This is a genomic window from Bradyrhizobium sp. BR 1433, assembly GCF_051547665.1.
GTDB classification, from domain to species: domain Bacteria; phylum Pseudomonadota; class Alphaproteobacteria; order Rhizobiales; family Xanthobacteraceae; genus Bradyrhizobium; species Bradyrhizobium australafricanum.
Genome location: NZ_JBPUGG010000001.1, coordinates 5550289 through 5565261, shown reverse-complemented (window position 1 = coordinate 5565261; position 14973 = coordinate 5550289). Strand labels below are relative to the sequence as shown.

The following is a 14973-nucleotide window of genomic DNA, read 5'->3' as shown; positions in this document are numbered from 1 at the left end:
AACTGGGGGAACGGGGCATGCCTCGCAAGACGATATTCGTCATCGGACTGTTGATTGTCGCCGGCGTCCTGTATTTCAAGGACGATATCGAGACGGTGGCGAACGGCTTCCGCGTCAAGGTCGTCGACTACCAGCCGCCGGCAAAGACGGTGTGGCTGGATCAGAATGTCAGCGCGGAACGGCTGCGCTGGTTCTATCACGCCGACCAGGGCACACGGACCTTCGGCATTCCCCATGAATGGTTCATGGCGCTGGAGCAGCCGACGGTCTGGCCGCTGTTCACCGCGGCGCCGCGACTCAGCGAGACCAATTATCTCGGCCGCTTCGGCTTTATTCCCGACACGGTGATTCCGGGCAAACCCGATGCGCTGCCGATCGGCTTTTCGCAGGGCGGCCCGATGGCCGATGCCAACGGCGCGCCGTGGCGCAACCCGCACAGCAAGGCCGACATGACCGGCGTCGGCCTGACCTGCGCCGCCTGCCACACCGGCAGCTTCAGCTATCGCGGCACCGAGATCGTGATCGACGGCGGACCGGCCAACACCAACCTGTTCGAATTCCAGAAGAGCGTCGGCGTCTCGCTGCTGCTGACGCGGTTCTGGCCGGGGCGCTTCTCGCGCTTTGCCGACGAGATCCTCGGCAAGGATGCCAGCCTCGACGAGCGCATGGCGCTGCGCGGCCAGCTCGACCTCGTGCTGAAGCAATACGCCAACATCAATTCGCTGGAGAACAAGGTCGCCGCCAACAGCGTCGAGGAAGGCTATGCGCGGCTCGATGCGCTGAACCGGATCGGCAACCAGGTGTTCTCGATCGACCTGAACAACCCGAACAACTATGCCTCTCATTCGGCGCCGGTGCATTTCCCGCGGATCTGGAACGCGCCGTGGTTCAGCTGGGTGCAATATGACGGCTCGATCATGCAGCCGATGGTGCGCAATGCCGGCGAGGCGCTCGGCGTCAGCGCCGAGCTCAACCTGCTCGACGAGTCCAAGGGGCTTTACAAATCGAGCGCGCGGATCGACGTGCTGCACGAGATGGAGCGGATGATCGCCGGCGAGCCGCCCAGCGAGGACAAGGGTTTTGGCGGACTTGCTTCGCCGAAATGGCCGGAGAACATCCTGCCGCCAATCAACATGGACCTCGCGAAGAAGGGCGGCGAGCTCTACAAGACGCATTGCCAGGGCTGTCACGGCCCGGCGATCGACAGCAAGGCGCTGCCCGCGAGCGAAGCCTTTGCGCTGTTCAAGGACAGGAGGCGCTGGACCAGGAACGAGGCCGGCCAGCCGCTGCTCGATGTCGAGATGATTCCGATCAGCCATATCGGTACCGACAGCGCGCAAGCCGAGGGCCTCGCGCACCGCACCGTCGAGACGCCGGCCAATCTGAACATCAAGGACAGCAGTTTCGGTCCTGCGCTCGGCGATCTCGTCGAGAAGACCGTCGACTGTTGGCACGACCAGAACAAGACCCCGCCGGAAGATCGCAAGCGCATCAACGGCTACCGGCCGAACGAGATCCAGGCGCCGCTCGCCTACAAGGTCCGGCCGCTCAACGGCATCTGGGCGACCCCGCCCTATCTGCACAACGGCTCGGTCCCGACCATCTACGCACTGCTGTCGCCGGTGAAGGATCGTCCCGCAACCTTCTATCTCGGCAGCCGGGAGTATGATCCGAAGGATCTCGGCTACGTCTGGAAGGACAAGATCAAGAACGCCTTCATGCTCGACACCACCAAGCGCGGCAACGGCAATTCCGGACACGAATTCTCCAACGAGAAGCGCACCGGCGTGATCGGGCCGGAGCTGAAGGAAGACGAACGCCGCGCCCTGATCGAGTTCATCAAGACGCTGTAGGCCCCGAAGGGACTGCGCCCCCTCTCCCGCTTGCGGGCAGGGCAATCGCATATGACGTCTGCGGAAATCGTCCGCGGGCTGCCTTCGCCTCTCCCGCAAGCGGGAGAGGGAACCGACTGCCGATGCAGCGGCTGTCCCTCAGCTCCTCGGCACCGGCTGCCGGCGCGCCGGGCGGGTCATGGCCTCGAGCTCGAGCAGCTGATTGAGCTGCGCCTCGGTCAGAAGCTTCTCCTCCAGCACGATGTCGGCGACCGAGCGGTTCTCCTTGAGCGCACGGCGCGCCACGCGCGATGAGGCCTCATAGCCGAGCGACGGCGCCAGCGCCGTGATCAGGCCGATCGAGCCCTGCACCAGGCTGCGGCAACGCTCGCGATCGGCCTCGATGCCGTCGACACAGCGCTTGGTCAGCGTATCGACCGCCGCCGTCAGCATGCGCAACGAGCTCAAGACGCAATAGCCGATGGTCGGCTCGAACGCGTTGAGCTGCAACTGGCCGCCCTCGGCGCACATCGTGACCGTGAGGTCGTGCCCGATCACCAGGAAAGCCACCTGGTTAACCACCTCGGGAATGACGGGATTGACCTTGCCGGGCATGATCGACGAGCCGGCCTGCACCGCGGGCAGGCGGATTTCGCCGATGCCGGTGCGCGGCCCCGACGACAGCAGCCGCAGGTCGTTGCAGATCTTGGACAGCTTGACCGCAACGCGCTTGAGCACGCCGGAGAACAGCACGAAGGCGCCGAGATCGGACGTTGCCTCGATCAGGTTGGAGGCAAGCACCATCGGCTGGCCGGACAGCCGCGACAATTCCTCGACCGCGAGCGCCGCATAGCGCGGATCGGCATTGATGCCGGTGCCGATCGCGGTGGCGCCGAGATTGACCTCGCGGAACAGCGCGGAAATCTCGTTCAGGCGCGCGACGTCCTCCTTCACGGTCACGTGGAAGGCGTCGAATTCCTGGCCGAGCGTCATCGGCACCGCATCCTGAAGCTGGGTCCGCCCCATCTTCAACACGTCGGCGAACTCCACCGCCTTGCCCTTGAGCGAGTAGGCGAGATCGTCCAGTGCGCGCACCAGCGGCTGGGTGGCGAAGATCACCGCGAGCCGCAGCGCGGTCGGATAGGCGTCGTTGGTCGACTGCGCCATGTTGACGTCGTCGTTCGGATGCAGCGCGTGATAGTCGCCCGGCTTCCGCCCCATCAGCCGCAGCGCGACGTTGGCGATCACCTCATTGGCGTTCATGTTGGTCGACGTGCCGGCGCCGCCCTGGATCGCGTCGACGACGAAGGATTCGGCATAGACCTTTTCGGTCGCAATCTGGGTGCAGGCCGCTTCGATCGCATCCGCCTTCTCCGGTGCAAGATAGCCGAGCCGCTTGTTGGCGCGCGCGGCGGCCTGCTTCACCAGCGCCAGCGCGCGGACGAATTCCGGGAAGTGCCCGACCGGCACGCCGGTGATCGGAAAGTTCATCACCGCGCGCTTGGTGTGAATGCCCCACAGCGCATTGGCCGGCACGTCGTCCTCGCCGAGCAGATCGTGCTCGGTGCGGGACTGCGCCTGCTCGATCGGCACGGTGCGGACGGTCGCGACCGCGAGCTGGCTGGGGCCGCCGCTCTCGCCGGAGGGGGACGCGGCAGCTGCAGCGTTGGCGGTCTCAACCTTCGATTCGGCCATCGGTACCTCCGTTACCTCTCGCAGATCTTGTCGTCAGCGACGCCGGCGATGATGCGCTCGGCGGGCGTCGAAAGCCAATGCCTATCGGCAGAGTCTTGCACACCGGTGAGCGGCAAGACGCGGAAAACCGGCATTGGCGCGCGCCGAACCGTGAGATTAAGGACTTTGCCTTATCCGTCATGATAACAACAACTTATAGCTCGATATCGCGGCTCGCTTCGCGACCGATGCGGCTGCTTTCTCCGCCCCGTCGTCGCGTGCTAGACGAGCATCGACTGGCGCAAGGGCGCCGCCGACACTGAACGAACCAAGGACCAAAGCCGTGTCCAACAACAACGAAGCGATCACCATCAAATTCCGCTGCCCCGCGGAGCTCGAGGGCAAGATTCCGCCGCCGATGCCTGCGTCGTTGGGGCTGCCCGGATGGCTCAAGGCGATGCCGACGCAGGCCTTCAATACGATGAGCAATCGCGAAGAGGATACCGTCAAGCGCTGCCCGCCATTCGTTGATGCGATGACATCGGGTTTCCTTTTGCCGCTGATCTGCGATCTCAAGGTCGAGAATGGCGCGATCACCTGGGACAACGACCTTCCGGCCGGCGGCGCGCTCGAATTCCCGCGCTCGCCGGTCGGCTTCCACGACGAAAGCCAGGTGGTCGGCTCGCCGCTGTTCGAGCCCGACCGCTTCGTCATCAAGTTCGTCAATCTGTGGACCATCGAGGCGCCGCCGGGCTACTCGCTGTTCTTCACGCATCCGGTCAACCGGTTCGACCTGCCGTTCACCACGCTGACCGGCATGGTCGATTGCGATCTGTTTCACGACAGCTGGGTTCATTTCCCCGCACGCTGGCACGACACCAGTTTCAACGGCGTGTTGCCCAAGGGCACGCCGGTTGCGCAGTGCTTCCCGGTGAAGCGCGAAAACTGGGTCGCGCAGACCGCGGCGATGACGCCGGATGAAACATCGCGCGCCCAGGAACTGACCAACAGGATGGCCCGCGAGTCCGGACTCTATCGGCGGCAATTTCGGACATAGAGCGGGCGCGCGAAGCTGCATTGTGGGGCGATGACGAGTGTTGGTGGGGCGAGTCTCTCTCCACGCGTCGTCCCGGCGAAAGCCGGGACCCATACGCCGCAGCGGGTGTTGTGAACAGGACTCGTCGTTCTGGCATCGCTCAACAATGACCATCGGTGGTTATGGGTCCCTGCTTTCGCAGGGACGACAGTGCATCCGCGGCCGCTCCAGATTCTAGTTTTGACGCGTTAGCGCGAACCGGTATCCACTTCGCTCGAAAAACGCGCTAGCTCAGAAATTCCGCAAAGGCGCTGCGACGGAAGAAGAAGCGGCCGTGCGATGACATGATCAGCGCGGCGGTCGTGCGGCCGATCATTTGCGGCCGGCCGCGCAATGCGAGACGCAGATTGGCCTCGCCGGCCGCGCGGTCGCCCATTTCCAGAAGACTGGCGGAGAAACTGAGACGCGTCAGCGGGTCGTCGGGGCGCTGCGCCACTACCTGGCGGTAGAGATCCGCCGCGGCGGCATATTCGCCATCGAGCAGCAGCACACGCGCGAGCGCGGCCAGAACATCGGGATGTCCCGGCGCCGCGTTGCGCAGCTTCTCCAGAATCTCGCGCGCCCGGCCACGCTCATTGCGTTGGGGCAGCAGCTGTGCCAGCAGCAGCTGAAACTCGAGGCTCCCCGGCGCGAGAACGAGCGCACTCTCAATGACGGCAACCGCCTCGTCGATGCGACCGGCCGAGTGCAATTGCCCTGCCAGCGCCTGGAATGCGGGCAGGTACGGCGGCCGCCGCGCGGTGGTTCGCCGCAGCACATCGATCGCCTCGCTGCCGCGACCGGCGCCGCCGAGCGCTGCGCCGAGCAGGGTCTCGAGGCCGGGATCCTCGACGCGGCGCACGGCTCGCTCGAGCGGCGCAATCGCTTCCTCGTTGCGGTTCTGGATCATCAGCGCCCGTGCCAGGATCGAGGCCGCGCCGACATCGGTCCGGTTTGCCTTCAAGACCTCCGCCGCCAGCCGCTCGGCTTCGACGACCTGTCCCATCTGCAATGCGACCACGGCGCGTTGCAGGACCGGGGATGGGCTGGGCCCGCGATTGGAAGGAGGCGGCGGTTTCGGCATGCGGTCCGTCGTGAGATGGTTCTCGTCAGCCGTTATCACTGCCGCCGACGGAGCGTCCAGCGAAAGTCGCATCCGGACACCGAGATACCGTCCGGTTCCAGCCTCCACCGACCGATTTCATACATCCCTGCGGCTGTCAGGCGACAGGGGATCCACCCTCTCCCTGCAATTTTTCGACTGCTTAACCTATTCAATCTAGCTTGGGTTGCCATAACAGGGCCCGGCTTGATGCTCGCAACAACGCTCGAAACGATTCAGTCGACGGACTCGAAGCGCACCAACTACACGCGCGGAATCCTCGTGATGCTGGTCGCCGCCCTCCTGTTCAAGGTTGTGTGGTTCTCCCAGCTGGGGCTGGGGCACGGCCGCGAACTGGTGGACTTCGCCGCCTTCTACATTACCGCAAAGCTGGTGTGGCTCGGCGACCTCGACCAGGCCTATCAATTCGCGAAGCTCGCCATCATCGAGAAGCAGGCGTCGGGCGGGCACGACGGCTTCATGCCATGGACCTATCCGCCGCAATTCAACCTGCTGCTGGCTCCGTTCGCGCTGGTCCCGTTCGGAATGGCCTATCTGTTGTTCATGGCCTCGACGCTGGCTCTTTACCTCGCCGTGCTGCGGCGTATTGCCGGAAACCGGTTCGTGCTCGTGCTGATCGTTTTCTTTCCGACGATCGGGGTCACGCTGGCATGCGGTCAAAACAGCTTCCTTACTGCCGCACTGATCGGACTGGTGTGCCTGTACTTCGAAGAGCGGCCGATGCTCGCAGGCGTGGCCCTTGGTCTCATGATCATCAAGCCGCATTTCGCCGTTGCCTTCGCACTCTATGCCATCCTGCGGCGCTCGTGGATCGTCGTGATGACGGCCGGCGCCGTCGTGCTGATCAGCTCGGCGATCTGCACAGTGCTGTTCGGCATGCAGATCTGGACCGTGATGCTGCAGAGCGTGCATGATTCGTCGGTATTCCTGCGGGAAGCCTATTATCCACTGTATCGAATGGTCTCGACCTATGCCGCGTTGCGAACCACGGGGTTCTCCGCATCGGCAGCGTTTATCGGCCAGGGCATCGTCGCCGTCCTTGCGCTCGGCATCGTGCTGGTCGCGGTCTACCGCAAGATGCCGGTGCGCGAGAGTCTCGGCCTGACCGCGATCGTATCGGTCTGCATCAGCCCCTATGCGTATGATTATGACTTCCTGATCTTAAGTGTCGGAATGGCGCTGCTGTTGCCGGCGCTTCAGGCCAAGGCCCGCGAGTGGGAACGAGCCATCATCTATGCCGCGCCGATACCGATCGGAGCCTTCGGCTACATGCACACGGTCCATAACAACACGCCCCGCACGGACGTCCATTGGGTCGATGTGCTTTCGATCGGAGGCTTCGGGATCGCCGCGCTGATCACGCTGATCGTCGCAATCCTGCTGCTGCGCGAGTCAAGCGGTTCTCCCGTTCCGGCGCAGGGGCCGCTTGCGAGGATTTGAGCACCCGGCGCCCCCCCGCGATCACGCAACGCTCACGGCGCCACCATTTCGAGACGATCGCGCGCCGGCAGGGTCGACGCGAAGGTCTGCAGGGCGTCGGCGACGAGCTCCGGCTGCGCGGCCGGCGTGACGTAGAAGCTTACGTCGCCCCGCGCGCCGGTCACTGGAATCGTGTGCAGGATCGCGACCTTCCTCCAGCTCGCCGGCACGCCCTGCGCAAACCAGCTGTCGTAGATCATGGCGACGCCGACATGATGCTCGTCGGCGAGCGCGGCGATCTCGGCCGGGCCGTAGCGGCCGGCGCGCTTCGCCTTGCGCACGCGTTCCGAACCGAGCCCCCACAGATCCAGGACAAAGTTCGGATTTCCCCAGGCAACAAGCCCAAGGTCGTTCACGGCAATCGGCCGCCGGTAGAGCTGCTGGGCGAAGCGTCCCAACTGATAATGCTGCTCGTAGACGCCGCGCGAGGCAAACGGCGTCTCCAGGGCGGCGCTGACATAGCCCACGCTGGCAAAACCGGCGAGCCCGACGCTGGCGAGCGTCGCGGCGGTCCATTGCGGGACGCTCAAGACCGCTCGCGCGCGTGCAACCGCGTAGAGCAGCGCCAGCACCGCAAGCGCAACGATGTAAACCTCATACCGGTAGAACCAGCCATATTGGCCAAAGCCGAGATGCGCAGCGATCGCGGCGAGCACCGTCGCACAGACGATCAGCGCGCCCCGGTCGGCGCGCAGCAACGCCATCGCGCCGGCGAGCGCAAGACCGAGTAGCATCAGCCTGAAGCCGGCGGGATCAGCGAAGCCGTCGCCGAGATTGCGGAGGATGGAGGCGAACACGCCGCTTCCTTCATAGCCGGATTCGGCGATGCGCGATTTGAGCAATACCGAACTCGGCAACAGCGGGAGACCGAGCGAGGCCATTCGCGCGAAATACGCGGCGAACGCGCAGAGCGTCACGGCGGCGGCCGCGGCCACAAAACGGCGGTGGCCGAGCAGAGCAAACCCTATCATCGCCGCGATGGCGAACGCGATTCCCTCGAAGCGGATCAGCGGCAACAGCACCAGCGCCGCGAAATGCATGGCGGTCGGCGGCCGTCCGCGTGCGGCTTCGGTCAGGCCGCCGAAGGTCGCGACCGTGGCCCAAACGTGAAGACTGTGCTCCATGCCGGTCATCGGCAGGGCGATCGCGCTCGACGAAAAAATGGCGAGCAACGCGACGAAAAACAGCAGCGACTTCTCCCGGCCGGGGCCAAGCAGTTCAGCCGATTCAAGAATGCGCAGGAAAGCCACGACGGTCGCTGCCGCTGCCGCGGCATTGATCAGGAGTGGACCGAATGCGCCAAGATGCAGCATCTCGGTCACGGCCAGCAGATAGGGCCAGATGATCGACGAGCTTGGCGACGAGACCTCGGACGCATTGACGCCGTAGCCGCCGGACCGGATGTGATCGGCGACGGCGAGGTGGATATAGGGATCGTCGAGGGTGAAGATCAGCCGGCCGTCGCAGAGCGTGACGCTGAAGATCAGCGTCACCGCGAACAGCACGAGCCACAGCGATGCCGTCACAAGCGGGACGCTCTGCCGGATCGCGCTGGATCGCGGGAACGACGCGTGGTTGGCGGCGACGCCCGGCATCAGATACGCATCCGCTTGAAGATCGTCTCCGGCAGCGCGCAGATGATCGCCATCACCAGGCGGAAGCGGCGCGCCACATAGATCACGTCACGCGGCCTCGTCACATCGGCCCGGAAGATATCCTCCGCGACCCGATCCGGCTGCACCGTCAGGGGAGCCGGCAGCTTCATATGCGCCGTCATCCTGGTCCGCACGAATCCCGGCTTGACGGTGACGACACGAACCTTGCCCGCAAGCGCCAGGCGGTTGCGCAAGCCGGACAGGAATTGCGAGAAGCCGGCCTTGGCCGCGCCGTAGTAATAGTTCGAGGCCCGGCCGCGATCGCCGGCGACCGAGCTCACGCCGACGATGGTGCCCGAGCCGCGCGTAGCGAAGGCTTGCGCGAACAGTTCGAGCAGCAGGCTGGGCGCCTCGAAATTGGTGCGCATGATCTGCGTCGCAAGCTCGGGATCGGTCTCGGCACGCGATTGATCGCCGAGCTCTCCGACAACGCATACGACGGTGTCGGGAAGTGGGGAAAGGCCGGCGACGAAGCCGGCAAGCTGCCTTGTCTGCAGCACGTCGAGCGCGACAACCGAGGTTTCGATACCGCTTCGCGTCTTGATGTCGTCCGCATTGCGCTGTGCCGCCCCGATATCGCGGGCGGCGAGCATCACGCGCCATCCCTCCCTCGCATAGCGCAGCGCGGTCGCGTGCCCGATGTCCGAACTGCCGCCAATCACCAGAATTGATTTTGTGCCGGTCATCAAATTCCAAGCCGTGCTGAAAGATGGGACACGAGGCGGGTGTTCGCCCGATCTGCTGGCGGACGTCACGCAAGGCCGCAAGGCCGGGATATCCGGATTCGAATGTCGCGCGGGACTGCCGCGCATCCTTGGCGAGATAGAGCCGGCCGCCGGCATCGACCACCAGCGCGTCGAGCTGGTCAAGAAAGGCGAACAGCGCGTCGGTGACGGGAAAATCCATCGTCAGCGTGTAGCCGCGGAGAGGAAACGACATCGGCCCGCTGCCTTCGCCAAGCTGCTTGAGCACCGCAAGAAACGACGCATCGCCGCGCCGCGACACACGATCGAGAATTTCGGCGAGAACGCGGCGCGCGCGGCCAGCCGGGATCACGCATTGATATTGCACGAAGCCGCGCCGGCCGTAGATCCTGTTCCAGTCGGCGATCGCATCGAGCGGAAAGAAATACGGGTCCCAATGGACCAGCCGCGGCTTGCCCGGATGCGCGGCGCCGCGGCGGAAGTACAGCTCGTTGAACACCCGCATCGATGCGCGATTGAGCAGCCATCCCGGAAACAGCTCGGGGACCGCGAGCCGCGACGCGCGAAGCCTGGGAAACGTCTCGAGGCCGGGCCCCAGCATATCCTTGTCGCGCCGCGTGGCGTGCTCGGCCAGATAGACCAGCGACCGACCGAGCGCGGCGCCGCGCGCAAGGCAGTCGATCCAGGCCACCGAATAAGTGGTCGATGCGCTGCTTTCCAGCTGATCGATCGCCGCGTCGAGATTGCCGGCGACGCGGGTGTCCTGACGCAGCCAGGCGGTCTCGATCGGCAGCAGCCGCAGCGTCGCGTCGAGGATGATGCCCGTCAGCCCCATGCCTCCCAGTGTCGCCGCGAACAGCGCGGCGTTTTCCGATCGCGAGCAGGTGACGATCTCGCCGCCAGGCAGCGCGAGGCGGAACGAATCGACGATGTTGCCGAAGCCGCCATCGCGATGATGGTTCTTGCCGTGAACGTCGGCCGCGATCGCGCCGCCGACCGTCACGAATTTCGTGCCGGGCACGACCTTAAGGAAGAAGCTGCGCGGCTCGAAAACGGCAAGGATGTCGGCGATGGTCACGCCGGCTTCGACCGTCAATCGCGCGGTTGCGGCATCAAAACTCCGCATCCGGTTCAGGCCGCGCGACGAAATCGTGGATTGCGTTCCGATCGCGGCATCGCCGTAGGCCCGCCCGGCCCCGCGCGCGACGACGCCGGACCGCGCAAGCAGGTGGTCCCGCGCGCCCGCGGGCGTCTGCGGCGCCAGCAGTTCGGACGACGCCTTCGGATAGTTGCCCCAGCCGGACAGGCCAATGCCGCCCGGACTGGAGGTCGACATCACAGCTCCTGGTAACGCAGCCGCCGGCATCGCTAGATGGCGGCGAGCATGATGGCGCCGATCGCGCCGAGCGCGACCCAGCTGACGCGATCCCTCAGCGCAAAGATGACCGGATCGTCGTCGATCAATCCGCGCTGCGCGAACAACATCACGCGGCCGATCCAGTACATCAAGATCGGGCAACCGACCCAGAGCAGTTGCGGATGGCTGTAAAGCGCGCGCACCGTATCGGACGAGATGTAGAGCGTGAAGATCACGACGGCGTTGAAGCCTGACGCGGCGGCGAGGATCGCGATCATCGATTTGTCCCCGACCTGGTAGCCGCGCGCCGCCAGCACGGCGCCGTCCGGCTGGCCGGCGAGCTCGATATAGCGCTTCACCAGCGCCAGCGACATGAAGATGAACAGCGAGAACGCGAGCAGCCATTCCGACATCGGCACGCTGATCGCGACGGCGCCGCCGATCACGCGGACGGTATAAAGCGTGGCGAGCACGACGACGTCGACGGTCGCGATGCGCTTGAGCCAGAACGAGTAGGAGGTGGTCAGCGCGAAATAGCCGAGCAGGACGCTGCCGAACTCGATCGATATCGACATTGCGATTGCAAATGCGGCGACCAGCGCCAGGGCCATCGCGCCGACGGCCCGCGATGCCGGAATGGCGCCGCTTGCGATCGGGCGGTTGCGCTTGGTCGGATGCGCGCGGTCGGCCTCGACGTCGAGAAGATCGTTCAGGATGTAGGCGCCCGACGCGCAGAGCGAGAATGCGATCACGGCAAGCAGCGACGTCGCCGCCGATCCCAATGCGAATTTGTGTGCGGTCAGCAGCGGCACCAGCACGAGAGCGTTCTTGGCGTATTGATGCACCCTGAACAGCTTCAGCCAGCTGCGCATACTGACGCGCATACTGACCCGCGCGGGCGCGGACGGCTCGGATCGAGCGGAGCGCGCGAGGCGCGATGCGGAATCGGGCAACGCGACCGCCGCGCTGCCGATATAGTCAAAGCCCTGCCGAAGCACGGGCGGCGGCTCTTCGCGCTGCGCCGCCGGCAATTGACGTTCCGGCGCGGCGGCCCAGGCGGTGAAGACGCCAAGATGCTGGGCGACCGCGCTGACGAACGGCTCGGGATGGGTTTCCGAGCAAAGGTAGACCGGGCGGCCTTCCCCAGCACCTGCAGCAGGAACCTCACCGCGTCGTGGTCGAATTGCGCCCGGGACGGATCGAACCCCGATGGATCAGCACCATGCGCTGACCGCGCTTGCGGTCCAAGGGATGCAGTGATCGCCGCGGCGAAAGCGCGAAGGCGGCGGATCAGATCGGATGCGATATCGGCCGGGACGGAGCTTCCCCGCACCATGACCTCGTCGACATCGACGACGAGCGGCCGGCCCTTTGAACGCAGCGGATCGCGAAGGGCATCGCCGCCCCCCTGCTCAACCCGTTCTGGAACGCTAGCTCGCATACGCGCGGTCTTCCGGTGCCCCCTCCCCATTGTCCCGGGCTTTCCCTAATTTGGGGTGAACTTGATCTCGGGTGAACTTGGGGGAAGCGAACGCCGGGCAGATGGCGCCGAAATGCGTGTTGAAAAGCCTCGCCGACAGCGCGCGGTGAGCGAAAAATGGCGATCCCGGGAAGACTCGAACTTCCGACCTACGGTTTAGGAAACCGTCGCTCTATCCGGCTGAGCTACGGGACCGCACCGCCCGCAGCGAAAGCATGCAGGCGTCGCCATCCCATAGCAGAGCTGCCGGGCGATCGCCAGCCCGCGCCACATCGGGCGCGCGCGAAGTTGCCGGCGTTTGGCGCGTCGCGCGTTACGCCACCTGCCGGGCCGGATTCGAGGCGGCATCCGCGCTCGCCCGACGCGCCGGGAGAAACTCGATGGCCTCATCCTTCAGCGAGCCGAAGCGCAGCGTCACGATATCGAGCGCATAATTCTGGTAGAGCCGCCACGGCCGGCGCGAGCCCTGCTTGGGGAACCTGGCGGCGGCGCGCTGGATATAGCCCGATGAGAAATCCACCCAGGGCAGTTCGGTCACGGTCGGGTCGTTCCGCCGCGGCGTGACTTGCGCGTAGCCACGCGCCTTCATGTGGTTGAGCATGCGGCACACATATTCGCAGGTCAGGTCGCATTTCAGCGTCCATGACGCATTGGTGTAGCCGAAGGCGGCGGCGAGGTTCGGCACGCCGCTATACATCAGCCCCTTGTAGTTCATGGTCTTCGACAGATCGACTCGCGCGCCGTCGACATTGATCTCGAGTCCGCCGAGCACCTGCAGATCGAGGCCGGTCGCGGTCACCACGATGTCGGCGTCGAGCACATTGCCGCTCTTGAGCTTGATGCCACCACGCGTGAAGGTCTCGATCTGATCTGTGACGACGGACGATCCGCCGCTGCGCAGCGATTGGAACAGATCGCCGTTCGGCACCAGGCAAAGCCGCTGGTCCCACGGATTGTAGCGCGGCGTAAAATGGGTGGCGACGTCGTAGTCGGGGCCGAGCGCGTGGCGCACGCCGCCGAGGATCAGCTTCTTCACGCGCTCCGGATCGCGCTTGCAGAGCCGGTAGAAATACATGCCGAACAGCACGTTCTTCCAGCGCGTGAGGCCGTAGGCGAGTTTCGCGGGCAGCCGCGCGCGCAACCAGTTGGCGACCTTGTCCTCGTCCGGCCGCGCCACGACATAGGTCGGCGAACGCTGCAGCATCGTGACATGGGCGGCGGTCTTGGCCATTTCCGGCACCAGCGTCACCGCGGTCGCGCCGCTGCCGATCACCACCACCTTCTTAGCCGTATAGTCGATGTCGTCGGTCCATTTCTGGGGATGGACGACGCGGCCGGCGAAATCGGCGATGCCGGGGAAGTCGGGTGTGTAGCCGTGTTCATATTTGTAGTAGCCGCTGCACATGAACAGGAAGTTGCAGGTGAAGCGCTCGATCGTCTTCTCCGGCCCGCGCTCGACCTCGACCGTCCATTGCGAGTCCGCCGACGACCAGTCGGCGCGCACGACGCGGTGGTTGAAGCGGATGTTCTTGTCGATGCCGTAGACGCGCGCGGTCTCGCGCACATAGTTCAGGATCGAGGGGCCGTCGGCGATCGCCTTCGGCTCGGTCCACGGCCGGAACGAATAGCCGAGCGTGTACATGTCGGAGTCGGAGCGGATGCCGGGATAGCGGAACAGATCCCAGGTGCCGCCGATGCAGTCGCGGCCTTCAAGAATGGCGTAGCTGCGGTCCGGGCAGTTGGCCTGCAAATGATAGCCGGCGCCGATGCCCGACAGTCCCGCACCCACGATCAACACGTCGAAATGAACGGACACGCCCTGACCCTCCCGTGGCAGTATTGACAATACATGTTGTCAGATAACTTGACATCTGACAATGCTTCGTGTCAATACACTTTCATGGCAAGCAGCCGGAAAGCCCGCCTCTATGGCGGTATGGACGCCGAGGAACGCCGCACCGAGCGGCGGCTGAAGCTGATCGATGCGGCGATCGAGGTCTATGGCGAGGTCGGCTATCGCGGCGCCACCGTGAAGGCGATCTGCGAGGCGGCCGAGCTGACCGAGCGCTATTTCTACGAGTCCTTTGCCAACAGCGAAGCCCTGCTGATCGCCGCCTACGGCCATGTCGTCGGCCACCTGCACGACGAAATGACCGCAGCCGCCGCAGCCGCAGGCGACGATGCCGAGATGAGGCTGCGCGCTGCGCTGACGCTCTATTTCACGCGGCTAAAGGAGCACCCGAAGCCCGCGCGGGTCTTTCTGCTGGAAATTTCAGGCATCAGTCCGGCGGTCGATGCCGTCAAGCTCGACGCCTTGCGCGTCTTCAGCGACATCCTGGTGCCGCCTGCGCTCGACCCGAAGCGCAGCGACAAGGGCGCGGCCGCCTCGCTGCTCTCGGTCGGCATGGTGGGCGCCGTCATCTCGATCGCGCTGCGCTGGGTGTCGAAGCAATATCCGCAAGCCGTGGAGGAGGTCGTCGCGATCGCCGCCAGCTTCTGCCGCGTGGCGCTGACCGAGGCCGACCACCGTGAGGATGGTCACTTATCGTAGCGGCCGGATCGCACCGGCCAGCGGGACCCGCCGATTTTCGATC

Annotated in this window: 10 protein-coding genes, 1 tRNA gene and 1 pseudogene; 4 read left to right on the top strand and 8 right to left on the bottom strand. The window is 65.0% G+C overall.

The annotated features are described in order from the left end of the window. Positions 1 to 17 precede the first annotated feature (17 nt). A complete protein-coding gene (locus ACSKB9_RS26725; protein WP_438076835.1) occupies positions 18 to 1853 on the top strand; it encodes a di-heme-cytochrome C peroxidase in 1836 nt (611 codons plus the stop codon). Positions 1854 to 1991: 138 nt separating this feature from the next. On the opposite strand, the gene ACSKB9_RS26720 is transcribed toward ACSKB9_RS26725, so the two are convergent. Beyond that, entirely contained in the window at positions 1992 to 3527 is a 1536-nt protein-coding gene (locus tag ACSKB9_RS26720; protein WP_438076833.1) for an aspartate ammonia-lyase, read from the bottom strand. Positions 3528 to 3849: 322 nt separating this feature from the next. Here ACSKB9_RS26720 and ACSKB9_RS26715 point away from each other — a divergent pair, with 322 nt between their 5' ends. Then, positions 3850 to 4563: a hypothetical protein gene (locus ACSKB9_RS26715; RefSeq protein ID WP_028336241.1), complete on the top strand. Its 714-nt coding sequence runs from the start codon at positions 3850 to 3852 to the stop codon at positions 4561 to 4563. A 265-nt stretch (positions 4564 to 4828) separates the two neighbouring features. Here ACSKB9_RS26715 and ACSKB9_RS26710 read toward each other — a convergent pair whose 3' ends face one another. Beyond that, positions 4829 to 5665 (bottom strand): tetratricopeptide repeat protein, encoded by an 837-nt coding sequence (locus ACSKB9_RS26710; RefSeq protein WP_080667181.1) that lies wholly within the window; start codon positions 5663 to 5665, stop codon positions 4829 to 4831. 228 nt (positions 5666 to 5893) lie between these two features. Here ACSKB9_RS26710 and ACSKB9_RS26705 point away from each other — a divergent pair, with 228 nt between their 5' ends. Continuing rightward, positions 5894 to 7144 (top strand): glycosyltransferase family 87 protein, encoded by a 1251-nt coding sequence (locus ACSKB9_RS26705; protein ID WP_438076831.1) that lies wholly within the window; start codon positions 5894 to 5896, stop codon positions 7142 to 7144. Between the two features lie 32 nt (positions 7145 to 7176). On the opposite strand, the gene ACSKB9_RS26700 is transcribed toward ACSKB9_RS26705, so the two are convergent. The 6 genes and pseudogenes from ACSKB9_RS26700 to ACSKB9_RS26675 all read right to left on the bottom strand — a co-directional run bounded on the left by ACSKB9_RS26700 (position 7177) and on the right by ACSKB9_RS26675 (position 14195). Continuing rightward, a complete protein-coding gene (locus ACSKB9_RS26700; protein WP_438076829.1) occupies positions 7177 to 8778 on the bottom strand; it encodes a hypothetical protein in 1602 nt (533 codons plus the stop codon). Continuing rightward, positions 8778 to 9524 carry an SDR family oxidoreductase gene (locus tag ACSKB9_RS26695; RefSeq protein ID WP_438076827.1) on the bottom strand — a complete coding sequence of 249 codons (747 nt, stop codon included), beginning with the start codon at positions 9522 to 9524 and terminating at the stop codon, positions 8778 to 8780. The genes ACSKB9_RS26700 and ACSKB9_RS26695 overlap by 1 nt, the downstream gene beginning before the upstream one ends. Beyond that, a pseudogene (locus tag ACSKB9_RS26690) lies at positions 9524 to 10908 on the bottom strand (FAD-binding protein). The gene ACSKB9_RS26695 and the pseudogene ACSKB9_RS26690 overlap by 1 nt, the downstream one beginning before the upstream one ends. A gap of 2 nt (positions 10909 to 10910) precedes the next feature. Continuing rightward, complete coding sequence (locus ACSKB9_RS26685) at positions 10911 to 12083, bottom strand: UbiA family prenyltransferase (RefSeq protein WP_438080409.1); 1173 nt, start codon at positions 12081 to 12083, stop codon at positions 10911 to 10913. 414 nt (positions 12084 to 12497) lie between these two features. Further along, positions 12498 to 12574 (bottom strand) — tRNA-Arg (locus tag ACSKB9_RS26680). 118 nt (positions 12575 to 12692) lie between these two features. Beyond that, positions 12693 to 14195 carry a flavin-containing monooxygenase gene (locus tag ACSKB9_RS26675; RefSeq protein ID WP_438076825.1) on the bottom strand — a complete coding sequence of 501 codons (1503 nt, stop codon included), beginning with the start codon at positions 14193 to 14195 and terminating at the stop codon, positions 12693 to 12695. A gap of 84 nt (positions 14196 to 14279) precedes the next feature. Here ACSKB9_RS26675 and ACSKB9_RS26670 point away from each other — a divergent pair, with 84 nt between their 5' ends. Beyond that, the gene (locus tag ACSKB9_RS26670; RefSeq protein ID WP_438076823.1) at positions 14280 to 14930 is read left to right on the top strand and encodes a TetR/AcrR family transcriptional regulator; all 651 of its coding nucleotides are present in this window, start codon (positions 14280 to 14282) and stop codon (positions 14928 to 14930) included. Positions 14931 to 14973: the final 43 nt, after the last annotated feature.